Source organism: Mesorhizobium sp. M0626, assembly GCF_040320665.1.
Classification (GTDB): domain Bacteria; phylum Pseudomonadota; class Alphaproteobacteria; order Rhizobiales; family Rhizobiaceae; genus Mesorhizobium.
This window is the reverse complement of the sequence record NZ_JAMYQD010000033.1, coordinates 17,883-33,872: the sequence shown is the minus strand read 5'-3', so window position 1 is coordinate 33,872 and position 15,990 is coordinate 17,883. Positions and strand designations below refer to the sequence as shown.

The window sequence follows — 15,990 nt, the reverse complement described above, 5'->3', positions numbered from 1 at the left end:
TCAGCGAGCCTCCGGTCGGGGCGGCTCGACCTGCATCGCGGGAGCGGTCACATCCGCCCGCTTCCCTTCTTTCCGGTCGGCTGACGGCGGCACATTCGGAAACAGCGTTGTCGGCGCTACCGGAGCAGGCGCGGTTGCCGAGTCACGTTGACCGAGAAACCGGCGCCGGCTGGCTGCCCACGCTTTCAGACAGCCGGGATCGCGAGGACCGGCCTCGCCGATCCCGGAACAGCGGCGCAATTCGGCCGCGAGTGGGTGTTGTGGCGCGACGGAACGGTCCCCCGTCGCAAGGGCGTCAGGCTCGTCGTCCTCGCTGCTCATCTCGATTGCGGTCACTGTCAAAGCGCCCGCGATGAAGATGACCGCGCCGATGCGAGCGAGGAGCTTGCCTTCCATCGCGCCGACCTCAGTTCTTGCCATAGAACATCTGCGCACTGCCGGGCTGGTAGCCCGAGCCCTGCGTCAGGAAGCGCCGGCGCTGCTCTCGGCCCTGGTCGGCAGCGGTGGCCTGTTCGGCCGATTGCAACGCTTGCGCCCGACCGTTCGCGGCGACGACAGCGGTGAGATCGGCGAGCTGCTGCACTTGGAGCGCGAGGAGCTGGTTGCCGGCCTGTGTTGCCTGAAGCGCTCCGGTCGCACCCTGGCTTTGGCCGACCAACGCCGACATCTGCGTTCGATTGGTGTCGATGTTGCCGACGACTCCCGCCTGCACACGCATGGCATCCTGAAGGCCACCAACCGTGTTGCCCCAGCGCGAGCGCGCGTCGGCGACGAGTTGCTGATCCGAAGCCGACAGCGAGACGTTGCCATATTTCTGCTGGAAGGCCTGATCGATCTGCTGCACGTCATAGGCAACGTTCTGCGCCTGACTGAGCAATTGCTGCGTGCGCTGCACGGACTGCTGGAGCTGTTGCAGCGAGGAGAACGGCAGGCTTGCGAGATTGCGCGCCTGGTTGATGAGCATCTGCGCCTGGTTCTGAAGCGAGGTGATCTGGTTGGTGATCTGTTCGAGCGAGCGCGCTGCCGTCAGGACGTTTTGCGAATAGTTCGAGGGATCGAAAACGATCAAGGCCTGTGCGGGCGTTGCCAGCATGGGCGAGAGCGCGGCGGGAGCGACAAGCAGGGCGGCAGCGAGCCGCATGCCAAGGGAGCGGTGCAGTTTCATGGGGACTTCTCCTTGTTGGTGAGGGCGGGGCTGGTTAGGGCGGGAACCAGTTCAGCGGCCCAGCCGACGCCACGGTGGCTAAGCCAGGCAGCGAGGAACCCGTCGCGGCCGTGCTCAGCGACGATGCGGGAGATCGCGGCCTGGTCGGTCTTCGCGGATACGGCGCAAAGCGCGAGCGCCACATCCGACAGTCCCAGCTCGAACAGCCGGTTGCCGCGACGGGACTGGCAGTAATAGTCGCGCTTCGGCATCGCCCGCGCGATGATCTCGATCTGCCGGTCGTTGAGGCCGAAGCGGCGATAGATCGCCGTGATCTGCGGCTCGATGGCGCGCTCGTTCGGCAGCAGAAGCCGGGTCTGGCAGCTCTCGATGATCGCGGGCGCGATTGCCGAACCATCGATGTCGCTGAGCGACTGCGTGGCGAAGATCACGCTGGCGTTCTTCTTGCGCAGCGTCTTCAGCCATTCGCGGAGCTGGCCAGCAAAACCCTCATCGTCCAGCGCAAGCCAGCCTTCGTCGATGATGAGAAGCGTTGGCGAGCCATCGAGCCGGTCCTCGATGCGATGGAAGAGATAGGATAGCACCGCGGGCGCAGCGCCCGTTCCGATCAGTCCTTCGGTTTCGAATGCCTGGACCGACGCCGATCCGAGATGCTCGCGCTCGGCATCGAGCAACCGGCCATGGGGACCCCCGACGCAATAGGGGCGCAATGCCTGCTTGAGGTCATTTGATTGCAGCAGCACGACCAGGCCGGTGATGGTGCGCTCCGCGACAGGCGCGGACGCCAGCGAACTCAACGCCGTCCAGATATGCTCCTTGACCTCAGGGGTGATCGTCACATTCTCGCGCGTCAGGATCGCAACGATCCAGTCGGCGGCCCAGGCGCGCTCGGGGACATCGTGAATGCGGGCGAACGGCTGAAGGCTGACACTGTCGATCGCCCCATCGCTGAGATCGCCGCCGAGATCATGCCAGTCGCCGCCCATGGCGAGTGCCGCCGCGCGGATCGAGCCGCCGAAATCAAAGGCGAAAACCTGTGACCCTGGATAGCGGCGGAACTGCAGCGCCATCAGTGCCAAGAGCACGGACTTGCCCGCGCCGGTCGGGCCGACGATCAGCGTATGGCCGACGTCACCGACGTGAAGCGAGAGCCGGAACGGGGTCGAGCCTTCGGTCTTGCCGAAGAGCAGAGGGGGCGCTGCAAAATGCTCGTCCCGCACCTCGCCCGCCCACACCGCGGAAAGCGGAATGATGTGGGCGAGATTGAGCGTGGAGATGGGAGGTTGACGGACGTTGGCATAAACATGACCCGGCAGGCTGCCGAGCCACGCGTCGACGGCGTTGATGGTTTCAATAATCGCCGTGAAGTCGCGGCCCTGGATGACCTTTTCGACCAGGCGCAGTTTTTCGTCGGCGATGTTGGGATCATCGTCCCACACCGTCACCGTCGCGGTGACATAGGCCATGCCGGCATAGTCGGCGCCGAGTTCCTGCAGCGCCATGTCGGCATCGGCGGCCTTGTTTGCGGCGTCGGTGTCCACGAGGACGGACGCCTCGTTGGTCATCACCTCCTTGAGGATCGCCGCCACTGACTTGCGCTTGGCGAACCATTGACGCCGGATCTTCGTCAGCAGCCTGGTGGCATCGGTCTTGTCGAGCAGGATCGCGCGTGTCGACCAGCGATACGGAAACGCCAGCCGGTTCAGTTCGTCGAGCAGACCCGGCGTGGTTGCGGTCGGGAATCCCGTGACCGTGAGAATGCGCAGATGCGACGCGCCAAGCCGCGGCTCGAGCCCGCCGGTCAGCGGCTGGTCGGCCAGCATGGCGTCGAGATACATCGGCGTTTCGGGAACGCGGACACGGTGGCGATTGGTCGAGACGCAGCCATGCAGATAGGTCAGCGTCTCGGCGTCATCGAGCCAGCGGCACTCCGGCATGAAGGCTTCGACAAGGCGCAAGACGCGGTCGCTGCGGTCAGTGAACCCGGTCAGCGCCGCGTTGGGGTCGAGGCCCTTCTTCTCGCGGCCTTCGTAGAGCCAGCTTTCCGCGCGGGCGGTGTCTTCGGCGGGCGCAAGATAGGTGAGCGTCAGGAAGTAGCTGGACTCGAAATGCGCGCCGGCCTCCTCGAAGCCCGCCTTTCGCTCCGCATCGACCAGCGTGGAGGCCGCATCCGGAAAGCTGCTGTCGGGATAGCGGGTCGAGGCATGGCGCTGCGCTTCGACGAAGATCGCCCAGCCGGAGCCGAGACGGCGGAAGGCATTGTTGAGCCGGCCGGCGACGGCAATCAGTTCGGCCGGAACGGCGCTGTCGAGATCGGGGCCGCGAAAGCGCGCGGTCCGCTGGAAGCTGCCATCCTTGTTGAGGACGACGCCGGCGCCGACCAATGCCACCCAGGGTAGGAAGTCGGCGAGCCGGCTGCTACGGTTGCGATATTCGGCAAGGTTCATCATCGGTGCGACCTCGCTCAAACAGTGAGATGCGCTGGGATGCGCAAATGCCGGCGAACGACGTCGACGAAAAGCGGATCGCGCTTGGCGGCCCAGACGGCGGCGACATGGCCGATGGCCCAGATGGCGACGCCGACGAGCCAGAGACGCAGTCCCAGCCCCACGGCGCCCGCGAGCGTCCCGTTCATGATGGCAATGGCTCGCGGGGCGCCACCGAGCAGGATCGGCTCGGTCAGCGCCCGGTGCACGAGGACCGCATAACCCGGCACTGCGTAGTCCGGCATTGGGCCGCTCTGTTCGACAGCGCCCGCCATCAGACCAGCGCTCCGCCGCCGAACGAGAAGAACGACAGGAAGAAGCTCGACGCCGCGAAAGCGATGGACAGGCCGAACACGATCTGGATGAGCCGGCGGAAGCCGCCCGACGTGTCGCCGAAGGCGAGTGTCAGGCCGGTGACGATGATGATGATCACCGCCATGATCTTGGCAACCGGGCCTTCGATCGACTGGAGGATCTGTTGCAGCGGTTGTTCCCACGGCATCGACGAGCCGGAGGCATGGGCGGGCGCGGCCATCACCAGGATGAGCGTGGCACCCGTAACTGTCATGGCGAGACGATGGCGCGTGAGGCGCAGGCGTTGGATCATGGATTTTCTCCTTCAGGGTTTTGGACGAGCAAGGTCGGGCCCTCGTCGCCATCGAGGACGGCTGGCGCGACCCGGTAATCACTGTCCGGGCGCAGGCCATCGACACGGGCGAGTTCGGACAGCCGGCGCGCGGAACCGCGGCCGGAAAGGACGGCAACCAGGTCGATCGTTTCGGCGATCAGAGCGCGTGGAACCGTGACGACGGCTTCCTGGATGAGCTGTTCCATGCGGCGGAGCGCGCCAATGGCGCTGCCGGCGTGGATCGTGCCCAGGCCGCCGGGATGGCCGGTGCCCCAGGCCTTGAGCAGTTCGAGCGCCTCGGACCCGCGCACCTCGCCGACCGGGATGCGGTCGGGGCGCAGGCGCAACGATGAGCGGACAAGATCAGATAGAGACGCGACGCCGTCTTTCGTGCGCATTGCCACGAGATTTGGCGCGGCGCATTGCAGTTCGCGCGTATCCTCGATGATGACGACGCGATCGGCGGTCTTGGCCACTTCAGCGAGCAGCGCGTTGATCAGCGTGGTCTTGCCCGTGGAGGTGCCGCCTGCAACGAGAATGTTGGCGCGGTTGGCAACGCCCTGGCGCAGCGTGTCCGCCTGGCGCGCCGACATAATCCCGGCCGCGACATAGTCCTCAAGGGTGAAGATGGCGACGGCGGGCTTGCGGATCGCGAAGGCGGGCGCCGCGACGACGGGAGGAAGAAGCCCCTCGAAGCGCTCGCCCGTCTCGGGCAACTCCGCCGAGACGCGTGGGGCGCCGGCATGGACTTCGGCACCGACATGATGAGCGACGAGGCGAACGATGCGTTCGCCGTCCGCCGCCGACAGGCGCTCTCCTGTGTCGGACAAACCCTCGGACAGGCGATCGATCCACAAACGCCCATCGGGGTTGAGCATCACCTCGACAATGCTCGCGTCGTCGAGATAGCGCGCGATGGCGGGTCCGAGTGCCGTGCGCAGCATCCGTGCGCCGCGCGCGAGACCTTCTGAATTGTAATGCGAAGCTGCCATCCGGTCCCCTTTCGATCCGGGGGAACATTGGCGGCCCCTGGACGGGGATGATTAAGAGAGCCACATCTCGAGTGGATTCAACACCTATGTCGAGGCGTAGTGGCGTAGCGTGCAAATACAGGAGATCGGCGGTGCCGCCCGGCAATCAAGGCTGACGACCTTGAGGCACATCCGTTCCAGAGAGCGCTGAGCTAGGACAACATTTGCTGATGTTGGGTTGGCGTGAGATGCTTACTACCGCAACCGGTACCCTTTTACATTGTGTAAATGGTGATGACAGAACCCAATTATCCGGGAGAGCTGGCCTCCCCGCAGCAGATCCATGAACTGGCCGAAGAGTACCGCAAGGCGGCAGCCCTGCTCCTTCAGCTCGGCCGATCAGGCAAGCCGCTTACTCGGGCGCCGTTCAGACTCTCCGCCATCCACGCGATCGAACTCTATCTGACCGCGCTTTTGCTCCACCGCGGGCACAATCCCAATCAAATTCGGAAGATGCAGCACAACTTGGCGGAGCGTACAGAGCGCGCCCTGGAAGTGGGGCTGCGCCTTCGCGCGAAAACCGCCAATCATCTTCAGTCCCTCAGCCAGAACCGGGAATATCTCGTCACTCGCTACGGCCCGGAACTGGCGGCAACCACCTCGCAGATCAACCGGCTTACCGCCACTCTCGAAGAGGTGGCGGTAAAGGTTACCTTTTTGATCGCGCCCTCCTTAAGAACGGTGCAACAGGCTGACGCGGCCGCAACTGACAAGGTCTGAGCTGATTACCGCCTTGCCGCGTTCAAGGCTGCGGTTCGGCGGCCTCTCTGTCTGCCTCAACCGCCAGACCAATGACATGATGTACCAGGAATACATCGATATAATATGCAACCTCGTCCCGTGCATCGGCAGTTTGAGGTCTGTGAACAGGCTATTGTCGATGTAATCGCCGGCATCCCAAAGGCTTCGGGTCTGCTCCTCGTTGTTCGGTTCAATCCGCTCAATGACGGCCTCGAACGCGGCGTCAGCGGCCTCAATCAGCACAAATCGGTCAGCCCCGGCCACTGGCAGGGACGTAATAATGGCATTGGAATCCATGAGAGGACCATCCTTCTTGGAGTGGCGTTCCGTGACATCAGCCTGTCGGTCGCCATCCCGACGGTGGTTCTTAGTGTGGTGGCCAAACAGGGCGCCAGGCGCCACCTTATGCTCACATGCGCAAAAGCAGGATACTCAGGAATTTCGCAGATGCAATCCAAGCACTGAAACGCGAGCTTGCCGCGCACATCTAGCCCGCCCGCGGGCCGGAGTCCCGGGTCAGTATCCCTTATCGCAGGTGGGAGATTAAGATGACCGCTTAGGTCTGACTAAGGGTGTCCACGTTCGTGTTCCCGTGCTTTCTTATCCTACCGTCCTGGTCGCGGTGGCGCCCATCCAAACCTGGAAAATTAATTGTCCGCTCGTCGGCAAAGCCGTCTGATCAATCGGCTTCAGCACGAGTCGACCGTCGAGGCTTGTGGCGAACCACAACCTCGACCTTGTAGTCGAGCCGGTCCAGACAGCGAACCAGCCTGTCTATTGAAAACTTACCCGTGCGCCCGGTCACGATCGCGGAGACGTCGGGCTGTTTCATTCCAAGCAGTTCAGCCGACTTCGCCTGGGTCAGGCGCTGGCGCTTGATAATGGCGCGGATCTCGCGGGCCAGCTTGGCCTTGAGCAATTCCTCTTCGGGATTGTCAAAGCCGAGGTCCGCAAACACGTTGCCGCTGCTCACTTCGGCGGTGATGTCTTCTGTCATGACTCTGTTCCTTTGCCATAGTTTTCGCGGTAGTGCGCCTCGGCCGCCGTCAATCGCACTGTAACCAGATCGATTCCGTGCCTGGGTGTCTCCCTGCCCTTCTTCGACTTCTTCTGGAAGCAATGAAGCACGTAGATCACCCCGGCAAACCGCACGGCATAGACGGCCCGATAGGTATCTCCGTCGAAGTCGTCGACCACCTCGAGGACGCTGCGGCCCCCAAAGCCCTTCAGGGCCTTGACAGCCGGGTGCTCCTCACCATTCTGCGCGTCGTTGATTGCGACACCCATCAACCGGCGAACATCGACCGGAAACTCGCGCAGGTCGCCCTTCGACGACCCCATCCATACTGCGGGCTTTTGGTTTTTCATTCGCCCTCGCCTTATAGCATACAGACTATACTTTTCAACGAAGAATCCTGATCGAGGCTTGTAAAATCTCAGTCCGCCCGTCCATTTAGCCCACGGGCCTGCCGGGCTGGTTTGTGTCCAGGCCGCCATCGATATCCTCGGAGATTTCCTGTCGGAGCTTTGGACCTTTCGCCAGGCGCCGGCCGAGCGCTGTGACGAAGGCATCATAGCGCTCGCCAGCCTTGGCGTGGGCTGCCTGCGCCGCAGGCTCGGGCAACGCTGGTGTTGTCGCCAGCCAGAAGCGGACGAAAACAGCGAGCGTCTCCACGGCAATTGCGACATCGCGCTCCTGGCGTGTCATACGGCGATCGAGCTGGTCAAGCCGCTTGGTGATCGCCGCCTCCTGTCGCTCGGCGGCATCGGGTGAGAGGAACGACTCGATGGCCGCCTCAGCGACGAGCGACCGTGAAAAATCTCGTCGCGCCGCATGTTCGGCCAGCCTGCTCATGACCTTCGGATCGAGATAGACGGACAGGCGTTGTTTGCGGGGCGGCTTTACCATGGCAGCCTCACATATCCACGCCGTCGCCGGGGTCGAGTGACGCCTGCCGCGCAATGCCCTGCATCAGACGCGTCAGTCGACGGTTGCGGGCAGCCTCGTCTTCCACGTCGTCCAGGTGATCGATCTCGAATTCGTTCTCGGTCGAAGGCTTCACGACCTGATCGACGCGACTGAGCTCGGGTTGCCGACGACGCTCGGAATCAGTTGTGTCGTCATCCGTGGCCGACGGTGCCGACGTGGCTTCAGCAATCTGCGGACGGGAAGGCAGCGGCAGTTTCGTCCAGTCGTCGGGCCTCCCCTCCTCCGCCGCCGCCTTCAGCACCGGCGGCGGCAGGATACGTTCCTGGAAGCGAGCATCCTCATGATAGCGCGCCTTTTTGGCGCGGATCGGCGGTGCACCCGAAACCATGACAATCTCGTCGGTGGATGGGAGCTGCATCACTTCACCCGGCGTGAGCAGAGGGCGAGCCGTCTCCGAGCGGGAGACCATGAGATGACCGAGCCACGGCGACAGCCGGTGGCCAGCATAGTTCCTCATGGCCCTCATCTCGGTCGCTGTTCCCAGCGCGTCGGACACGCGCTTGGCGGTGCGCTCATCATTGGTGGCAAAGCTTACCCGGACATGGCAACTGTCCAGGATCGAGTTGTTGGCGCCGTACGCCCTCTCGATCTGATTGAGGGATTGAGCGATCAGGAAGCTTTTCAGCCCGTAGCCGGCCATGAAGGCGAGCGCCGACTCGAAGAAGTCGAGGCGGCCAAGCGCCGGGAACTCGTCGAGCATCAAAAGCAGCCGGTGCCCTTTCGCCCTCACCTGCAGATCTTCCGTCAAGCGGCGACCGATCTGATTGAGGATCAGGCGAATGAGCGGCTTGGTCCGGTTGATGTCGGACGGCGGCACGACGAGGTAGAGTGTCGTTGGATGCTTGTCGTCGACGAGGTCGCTGATGCGCCAGTCGCAGCGGCGCGTGACCTCGGCCACGACAGGATCGCGATAAAGGCCAAGGAACGACATGGCGGTGGACAGCACGCCGGAGCGCTCGTTGTCTGATTTGTTCAACAGCTCTCGCGCGGCGCTGGCGATGACCGGGTGTGGACCCGCGTCACCCAGATGCGCAGTTTTCATCATCGCGGACAGCGTCGATTCGATCGGCCGCTTTGGATCGGAGAGGAAACCGGCCACGCCAGCAAGCGTCTTGTCCTTCTCGGCGTAGAGGACATGCAGGATCGCGCCGACCAGCAGGGCATGGCTGGTTTTCTCCCAATGGTTTCGCCTCTCGAGCGAGCCTTCGGGATCGACCAGGATGTCGGCAATGTTTTGAACGTCTCGGACTTCCCATTCGCCGCGGCGCACCTCTAGCAGCGGGTTGTAGGATGAGGATTTCGGATTGGTTGGATCGAACAGCAGGACACGGCCATGCCTGGCGCGGAAGCCTGCGGTGAGCTGCCAGTTTTCGCCCTTGATGTCATGGACGACGGCTGAACTCGGCCAGGTCAGCAGCGACGGGACGACGAGGCCGACACCCTTGCCCGAACGTGTGGGCGCAAAGCACAGCACGTGCTCCGGTCCATCGTGGCGCAGATAGGCGCGGTCAAACCGCCCAAGCACCACTCCATCGGAGCCGAGAAGGCCCGTTGCCTTGATCTCCTGCTTGTCGGCCCAGCGGGCGGAGCCGTAGGTCTCGACCTTCTTGGCCTCGCGAGCCCGCCAGACCGACATGCCGATGGCGACGGCGACGCAGGCGAAACCGCCGGAAGCCGCGATAAAGGCTCCCTCCACGAAGATCGACGGCGCGTAGGCATCGAAGCCATACCACCACCAGAAGAAGGACGGCGGAAGGTAAAACGGAAAGCCCAGGACATGGAACCATGGCCTGCCGAGCTCGGGCTGGAACGCCAGGCGCCAGGCCACCCATTGCGTCGCGCTCCAGATGGTGATCAGCACGATCATCAAGACCGCGAGGATCTGGCCCCAGAGTATCTTGGTGGCGGACATAGAAGCGGTCCTTTCTTCACAATGGGTTAGAGACCGAGGCTTCGCTTGCGTGCGAAGCTCCAGTCGATGCCGCCGTCATCGCGAGCGATGCCCGAGACGTGGCGGCCAAGATGCTTTTCGAGAGACGGCGTCCAGGGCACCAGTTGGAAACCGAGGCCGTCATCGATCATGGCGAAGCGGCCCGACGCGAGCGTGAAGCGCTGCCGGCAGGAACCGGCCACAAACTCGCCGCTGCGGACGCGGTTGAAAGGCTGGCCGGTTTCGGCCGAGAGCTTTTCGCCGAGCGCATCCAACTCGCGGCGACGCAGCGTGTCGATCAGGTTGCGAGTGAAGGTTGTGCGTTGGCCATGCCGCTCGCCGAGGCCATGTTGGACGAGGTGGTCGGCACGGCGCTGCATTGCCTGCCGTACCTCGGCGCCGAAACCGGATTCCGACAGCGCAATCGGTTCGCGGGCGATGTTCTGGCGGTCAAGCCAGGTCGCGCCGGCGGCGGTGACCTGCCGCTCAATATCGAGATCGGAACGGACAGCGAGTGCTGCGCGCCCATGTCCCTGCGCGTCATGGAACTTGCGCAGCTCAACGATGGAACCCGGAGCGCTGTCGCCGGCGGCATCGAGATCGGACAGCTTGATGTGATGGGTGCGGCCGTCGGTGCCATCGACCACGGCGTAGGCACTGCCCTTCAACTCGTCATCGAGACCGCGGTCGACCAGCCGACCGACGATCGGCGTGTCGAGGCGCTCCGCCGCCAGCACATAGGTCGCCGAGCCGCGCTCGATGCCCTGCTCTGTCAGGGCGCGGTGCATGCGCTTGATGATGTCACCGCGCTCGCCAAGCTCGCGCAGCGTTGCCTCGGCCTTGTCGTCGATCATCCATTGGCCCGGGCCGACCTGTTCGGCAAGGCCAAGGGTTTCGAGCTTGCGCACCCGCCCGACCTTCAGCACGTGAAACTCATCGGGCTGAGCGTTCGCCGGGGACCCAAGATCGACAACGCCTGTGTCGCGGCCGTCGCGAACAAGCTGCCGGTCAAGCTGGGTCCAGCGTTCGGCTTCGACCTGGCGCTGCAGATTGCGATGGATGTCGAGATCGGTGCGCGGGCCGAGCTCCTGGGTAACAAGATCGGCCGCGCGGGCGCGCATCCCCTCCTTGATGTAATCGCGCGAGATCACAAGATCCTGCCCGTCATCAGTCTGGCCGCGCAGGATGATGTGAAGGTGCGGGTTGTCGGTGTTCCAGTGATCGACGCCAGCCCAATCCAGTTTTGTGCCGAGGTCCTTTTCCATCTGCCCCATCAGATCGCGGGCGAAGGATTTGAGGTCCGCCATGTCGGCGGCATCTTCCGGCGAGACGATGAAGCGGAAGTGGTGCCGATCATCGCCGCACCGCTCGGCAAAAGCACCGCCATCCACCTCCCCGGCCCCCGGCCCGAACAGCCTGGCCTTCTCCCCGTCCCGGGTGACGCCCTCTCGGCGCAGATAGGTGAGATGGGCGGCAAGCGGCGCTGCGCGCGCGTGATGACGCACCAGCCGTGTCTTGATGATCACGGCTCGCGAGCGGCCGGTGAGGAGACGATTGGCGCGCACGCTCGCCGAGCGGCCACGCCCGAAGGTCGAGCGATTGCCCGCACTGATCCGGCCTGTGCGAGAGATGCGGGCGCCGGCCTTCTGGGCGGCGGCAAGCGCCTGCGCGATGAAGGGCCTGGCGCGCTGGGCGCCCGATGAGCGGATGCGGCCGGGCCGGATTCGGAAACCATCCTCACCGTGCATGACGAAGATCCGCACATCGTGTCAAGACACGGAAATCACAGGTAAATCGGTGCTCCGCCGAGGTGCGCGAAACCTTCGCACCTCGCGGAAATGCTGCATAAACTATTGAAACAACACAACCGATCGACGCCGCACCTCGCGGCCTTTTATCTCGCCATCTTCCGGTTGTTCTGCACATTTTCCGCCTCCATCCACGCCACGGTGCGCCGGGGCTCGCGGTTGCGCGAAGACGCCCATGTGCGCTCATGGCTGGATCCCTTCGCCAGCTCGCGCCACGAAGAGGCCTTCGGACAGCGGCACGATGGCGGAGACATCGCGCACAGTGGGTGCGGAGCTCGCGTCATTTGGTGGTCGCTCGGTTGGCACCCGAGCGACAGCTTGTTTGCGATCCGGCTGACCGACGAAGAGCGAGCCGCGCTTCCAGGGAATGGCCTCGACAGACGTAACGGCGAAAGGGCGGATGGTTGCGCGACCTCCGACAAGCCGAGCAAGTGCTGCGACATAGGCGCGGGTCTCGGCCGGTAACGGACGCCCAGTGAGGTAGGCCTGGTAGCGTGCAGGTCCCGCATTGTAGGCGGCCAAAAACCCGGGCGAGCCGAAGCGATCGTGCAGTTCGCGCAGATACGCCGTTCCAGCCAGGATGTTGTCCCGGGGATCGAATGGATCGCGGCCAAGCGACCAGCGGGCGCGCAGATAGTCCCATGTACGGGGCATGATCTGCATCAAGCCGCGGGCGCCTGCGCTGGAGACGGCACGCATATCGCCCGCACTCTCCTTGCGTATGATGGCGCGGATCAGCGCGGTCGGAACGCCGAAGCGGTGCGAGGCTTCTGCGATATGCGCGCCGAACGGATCGCGTTGGGACGACCGTGGGACGGCCAAGTCCTGCGCCAAGGTCGCCGCCGGCATGACGGTCGCGACGGACAGGCCGCAAAGGAGGAGCAGAGCCATGCGCCAGGCAGCGCGAAGCGGCCCGGGCGCACCGCGATGGCTCGTCGACGGACGGCGAGCGCGCATCGTTCAATCCTTCTCGCTACGGTCGCGCGGGCGCGCCCAGTGCAGCGACCAGGACGTCTTGTCGTCGCCATTGCGAAAGAGGTTGGCGCGTATCGGCTGCGCGAAGGTCGGGTCGTCGAGCTCGATCGAGACATAGTCTCCGGCCTTTTCGCTGGAGCGTTTCCAGCCGGCACCAATCTCGGGGCCGTCCTCGTTTCCGGCGTGAACGCGGTAGTCAGGCGCATTCTCCGTTTCGCTCGCCTCTGCCGCCACAATGGCGATATCCAGGTTGAGACTGAGCGTGTGGATGCGCCCGCTATAGCCTGTCTTCTGGCGCGTGAATTCCCCGATCTGTTGCATGTCAGGTTCCTGTTTTCGAGTGGTGCGGTGATGAAGACTGGCGGCACGACGCGCGCCGCTGGTCGCGCGCTCACCGCGTTGGCGCGCGCCATTCGAAGCGGCCGTTGCCGCCCTCGTCCGTCCACAACGGGACGGCGCGGCCGATGATCTGGCTGGTTGCGAGGAGGCCGAAGTAACGTCCGTCGAGACTGTCGCGGACCTGCCGGTTCATCAGGAAGAGTTCCCCGATCGAGATGCGGCGGCAGCCCTGCCAGACCGGCAGGTCACGGCCGGCCCGATCACGCTCGAGCGCCGCGCCCACCTCGATGCCATCGACAGTGATGGTGAGATTCGAGCGACAGACCCGTTGCCCCGATACGCCAAGGATGCGCTTCAAGAGTGGCACGCCCCTCGGCAGATAGCCGCGATCGGCGAGTAACGTCGCGAGTGGCTCGGGCGCGTTGACGGCGACAAGATCGGCGACCTCGGAGGGTCCGTCGAAGTCGATCGTGTAGAAGCCGATCGGTGCGCTGGCTGACGCATTCCAGATGAGCTTCGCGGGCATGGAAGTGAGGCCGGGATAACCGACGCCGATGGTTGCAATAACGCTGGCCAATATGATCATGGCGCGCGTCACGGCTCGGTCCTCTTGCGCAGCAGGAAGGCGCGATGTTGGTCGAGTGTGTAGCTGCGCGGCGTGTGGCCGGTGGTTATCCGGTTGTGGATGTGCCGCCAATGATCGGGCGACGCCAACTCCGGCTCGATGCCGAGGCGCTGGATGGCGTCAATCGCCTGCAGCACGCGTTCGACCTTGGGCCAGCTCTCGACCTTCAAAAGGATGTCGCCGCCGGGTCGCACGAAGGGCAGTGTCTGATAGGCTTCGCAAGACGCGACCGCACGCACGATGTCGATGCGTGAGATGATCGTTCCGAAGTCGTTCGCCGCCCATCGCACGAAGGCGAAGACCACGCCGGGACGATAGGACAGGATCCGCCGGCGACGATCGACGATCTGTTCCTGGGCGGGCGTGCCGAACCGTATCCAGTTCTCGATCCTCTTCTCGACCCAGGTCAGTTCGACATGGACGAGATTATCGGCAGCGTGGTGCGTGGCCGGGAATGCGCCGCGCGTGCGGGGAGCCGCAATGCCAGTCATTTCGGTTCTCCTGATGTGGTGGGAATTTCGCGCGCGAGCCTCGCGCGCAGCGTTTCGGCGACGATGACGTCGTTCTCGAAAGCGGCGATGCGTGCGCGCTCCTGAGTCGTCATGTCGGTGGTGGGGCGCACGACGAAGGTCGCGAACTGATTTCCCTTGCAGGTCAATTCACCGGCGAGATGCAGCGTCAAAGTTGCCCACCCGACACGGCTCTTTTGATTGAGGGGTGCGGCGCTCATCGGGTGGCTCCCGAGCGCGGATCAAGCGGCGGAGTCGGACCTTCGGAAGCGCTGGTTGCCGTGATGCGACCGCCAGAAACCGATGGCGCATTGGAGGTCTTGTCGGTCTCTATCCCGAGTGCGTCGCTGGTTCGGCGGATCAGCCTCTGCACATTGCGCGCGCGCGCTTCAAAGTTAGAATCTGGGTTAGAGTCTAAGTTAAGGGCACGATTTCGACTTTGCTTTCCTAGGGTTAGGCCCCGTTTCGGTTCCTGATAGCACGAGCCTGCGGTTCCCGATGGCACGATAGGTCCGGTTCCCGATAGCACGAGGCCGTCCACAGGCCTTCCACAGGAGCCGATCCGCTCGAAGGCAAGCAGAACCCGGCCGCCCATCTCCACTTCGAGGAAGAGCGTGTAGCCGGGCAGCGGCTGGCGGCGGATGATGTCGCGCAACTCGAAGGCAAAGCGCTTGTAGGGCGACAGGCTGCCGGATTTTTGGTGAAGGTGGCGGAAGTCGAAGCGCCAGCCATCGCGCTGGCGTCCGCCATGCTTGCGCACCAGCCGATAGAGCCAGCGATCCAGCCCGCCAGTGAGGTCGAAATAGGCGCGATCAATCGTCAGCACGAGCGCATCATCGATGACCGCCTGGTAGAACCAGTCGGGGACGATCAGTTCGATCCCCGCGGGTTTGCCATGGCGGTCGATGCGCTCCTGCCACTCATTTATCCATGAGAAGCGGTGACGCCGGCCTTCGGCGGGCTGACGAATCGTCGTCGAGACGGTGGTCGACTGCAGCCGGTCAAGCCCCGCCTTCAGGCGCTGATAGTCGCGCAGGCTCTTGCCGCGGCCAACGAAGGTCAGAATCTCATAGGGCGTGGCGGCCATCAGGCGCGAGGTGCGAAGGCCCGCGTCGCGCGCCTCGACGATCTGGCTTGCGGCCCAGATCAGGATGTCGGCGTCCCAGATGGTCGCCATGCCATGATCGGACACGGCTTCGACCCGGATCGTGACGTTGCCGGCCGTGAAGTCGATTGGCGCGACGCGATGGGTCTTGGACAGGGAGAAGAACGGATAGGCCATGAGATCCTGCGCATCCCGTGGGGCGAAGTCGCCAGGCAGCGCCCGGAACAGGTCGAGCTGCCCGCGCTCCGAAAGGGATTGGCTTCGCGCCACCATCTGGAAATCCGCGCGGTCAGCGTGCGTATCGTCCGCCATGCGCCGGCGGCGTCGGTGTGTGACGCTTGGCGGGCAGGACCGACCCACGCGGATCGGATGTCGAGGTGACAGCGCCGCGTTCGGCCCAGGCCTGAAGGTCGTCGACGGCATAGACGACGCGGCCGCCGAGCTTGCGGTAGGAAGGACCAGTGCCATAGGTCCGGTGCTTTTCGAGCGTGCGGGCGGACAGGCTGAGGAAATCCGCGGCTTCCTTTGTGCGCAGGAAGCGCGGCGGCAAAACGGCGATGTCGGGTCGCATTGGTCGGACCTCCGTGGGGTTTTGGGCAGCCGCTGGCGTTCAGCGGTGGACGGCGACCACGCTGGCGCAGAATGGGCTTCGCGAGGG

At 64.1% G+C, this 15,990-nt stretch carries 20 protein-coding genes; 1 reads left to right on the top strand and 19 read right to left on the bottom strand.

Annotated features, from left to right (window positions below; genetic code table 11):
- From trbK-alt to trbB, 6 genes are read right to left on the bottom strand one after another with little or no spacing between them, the layout of a single operon-like run.
- The gene (gene trbK-alt, locus NKI37_RS30040; protein ID WP_031209212.1) at positions 1 to 396 is read right to left on the bottom strand and encodes a putative entry exclusion protein TrbK-alt; all 396 of its coding nucleotides are present in this window, start codon (positions 394 to 396) and stop codon (positions 1 to 3) included.
- Between the two features lie 10 nt (positions 397 to 406).
- Positions 407 to 1,165, bottom strand: coding sequence for a P-type conjugative transfer protein TrbJ (gene trbJ, locus NKI37_RS30035; RefSeq protein WP_023808388.1), 759 nt, complete (start codon positions 1,163 to 1,165; stop codon positions 407 to 409).
- Positions 1,162 to 3,615, bottom strand: a complete 2,454-nt coding sequence (gene trbE, locus NKI37_RS30030) for a conjugal transfer protein TrbE (RefSeq protein ID WP_352791371.1) — start codon at positions 3,613 to 3,615, stop codon at positions 1,162 to 1,164. The genes trbJ and trbE overlap by 4 nt, the downstream gene beginning before the upstream one ends.
- Before the next feature lie 14 nt (positions 3,616 to 3,629).
- A complete protein-coding gene (locus tag NKI37_RS30025; protein WP_023694928.1) occupies positions 3,630 to 3,926 on the bottom strand; it encodes a VirB3 family type IV secretion system protein in 297 nt (98 codons plus the stop codon).
- Positions 3,926 to 4,258 carry a TrbC/VirB2 family type IV secretion system protein gene (locus tag NKI37_RS30020; protein WP_023694927.1) on the bottom strand — a complete coding sequence of 111 codons (333 nt, stop codon included), beginning with the start codon at positions 4,256 to 4,258 and terminating at the stop codon, positions 3,926 to 3,928. Before NKI37_RS30020 ends, NKI37_RS30025 begins: the two co-directional genes overlap by 1 nt.
- Positions 4,255 to 5,271, bottom strand: coding sequence for a P-type conjugative transfer ATPase TrbB (trbB, locus tag NKI37_RS30015; RefSeq protein ID WP_023808386.1), 1,017 nt, complete (start codon positions 5,269 to 5,271; stop codon positions 4,255 to 4,257). Before trbB ends, NKI37_RS30020 begins: the two co-directional genes overlap by 4 nt.
- 273 nt (positions 5,272 to 5,544) lie before the next feature.
- Between trbB and NKI37_RS30010 the strand changes: the two genes are divergently transcribed.
- Positions 5,545 to 6,030: a hypothetical protein gene (locus NKI37_RS30010; protein WP_352791374.1), complete on the top strand. Its 486-nt coding sequence runs from the start codon at positions 5,545 to 5,547 to the stop codon at positions 6,028 to 6,030.
- On the opposite strand, the gene NKI37_RS30005 is transcribed toward NKI37_RS30010, so the two are convergent.
- The 13 genes from NKI37_RS30005 to NKI37_RS29945 all read right to left on the bottom strand — a co-directional run bounded on the left by NKI37_RS30005 (position 5,983) and on the right by NKI37_RS29945 (position 15,903).
- Positions 5,983 to 6,348: a hypothetical protein gene (locus tag NKI37_RS30005; RefSeq protein WP_155927464.1), complete on the bottom strand. Its 366-nt coding sequence runs from the start codon at positions 6,346 to 6,348 to the stop codon at positions 5,983 to 5,985. The genes NKI37_RS30010 and NKI37_RS30005 overlap by 48 nt on opposite strands.
- 382 nt (positions 6,349 to 6,730) lie before the next feature.
- Positions 6,731 to 7,048, bottom strand: coding sequence for a helix-turn-helix domain-containing protein (locus tag NKI37_RS30000; protein ID WP_023808383.1), 318 nt, complete (start codon positions 7,046 to 7,048; stop codon positions 6,731 to 6,733).
- Positions 7,045 to 7,392: a type II toxin-antitoxin system RelE/ParE family toxin gene (locus tag NKI37_RS29995; protein ID WP_031209206.1), complete on the bottom strand. Its 348-nt coding sequence runs from the start codon at positions 7,390 to 7,392 to the stop codon at positions 7,045 to 7,047. The genes NKI37_RS30000 and NKI37_RS29995 overlap by 4 nt, the downstream gene beginning before the upstream one ends.
- 112 nt (positions 7,393 to 7,504) lie before the next feature.
- Positions 7,505 to 7,960, bottom strand: a complete 456-nt coding sequence (locus tag NKI37_RS29990; protein WP_023694923.1) for a ribbon-helix-helix domain-containing protein — start codon at positions 7,958 to 7,960, stop codon at positions 7,505 to 7,507.
- 7 nt (positions 7,961 to 7,967) lie between these two features.
- Positions 7,968 to 9,953, bottom strand: a complete 1,986-nt coding sequence (locus tag NKI37_RS29985) for a conjugal transfer protein TraG (RefSeq protein WP_023808381.1) — start codon at positions 9,951 to 9,953, stop codon at positions 7,968 to 7,970.
- A gap of 26 nt (positions 9,954 to 9,979) precedes the next feature.
- A complete protein-coding gene (locus NKI37_RS29980; protein ID WP_023808380.1) occupies positions 9,980 to 11,719 on the bottom strand; it encodes a relaxase/mobilization nuclease domain-containing protein in 1,740 nt (579 codons plus the stop codon).
- Between the two features lie 243 nt (positions 11,720 to 11,962).
- Entirely contained in the window at positions 11,963 to 12,736 is a 774-nt protein-coding gene (locus tag NKI37_RS29975; RefSeq protein ID WP_023808379.1) for a lytic transglycosylase domain-containing protein, read from the bottom strand.
- A gap of 3 nt (positions 12,737 to 12,739) precedes the next feature.
- The gene (locus NKI37_RS29970) at positions 12,740 to 13,075 is read right to left on the bottom strand and encodes a DUF736 domain-containing protein (RefSeq protein ID WP_023808378.1); all 336 of its coding nucleotides are present in this window, start codon (positions 13,073 to 13,075) and stop codon (positions 12,740 to 12,742) included.
- Positions 13,076 to 13,145: 70 nt separating this feature from the next.
- Positions 13,146 to 13,691, bottom strand: a complete 546-nt coding sequence (locus NKI37_RS29965; RefSeq protein WP_023808377.1) for a S26 family signal peptidase — start codon at positions 13,689 to 13,691, stop codon at positions 13,146 to 13,148.
- A complete protein-coding gene (locus NKI37_RS29960) occupies positions 13,688 to 14,209 on the bottom strand; it encodes a DUF2840 domain-containing protein (RefSeq protein WP_023808376.1) in 522 nt (173 codons plus the stop codon). The genes NKI37_RS29965 and NKI37_RS29960 overlap by 4 nt, the downstream gene beginning before the upstream one ends.
- Positions 14,206 to 14,448: a hypothetical protein gene (locus NKI37_RS29955; protein ID WP_352791379.1), complete on the bottom strand. Its 243-nt coding sequence runs from the start codon at positions 14,446 to 14,448 to the stop codon at positions 14,206 to 14,208. The genes NKI37_RS29960 and NKI37_RS29955 overlap by 4 nt, the downstream gene beginning before the upstream one ends.
- Entirely contained in the window at positions 14,445 to 15,605 is a 1,161-nt protein-coding gene (locus NKI37_RS29950) for a replication initiator protein A (protein WP_081725622.1), read from the bottom strand. Before NKI37_RS29950 ends, NKI37_RS29955 begins: the two co-directional genes overlap by 4 nt.
- 16 nt (positions 15,606 to 15,621) lie before the next feature.
- The gene (locus NKI37_RS29945; RefSeq protein ID WP_023808373.1) at positions 15,622 to 15,903 is read right to left on the bottom strand and encodes a helix-turn-helix transcriptional regulator; all 282 of its coding nucleotides are present in this window, start codon (positions 15,901 to 15,903) and stop codon (positions 15,622 to 15,624) included.
- Positions 15,904 to 15,990: the final 87 nt, after the last annotated feature.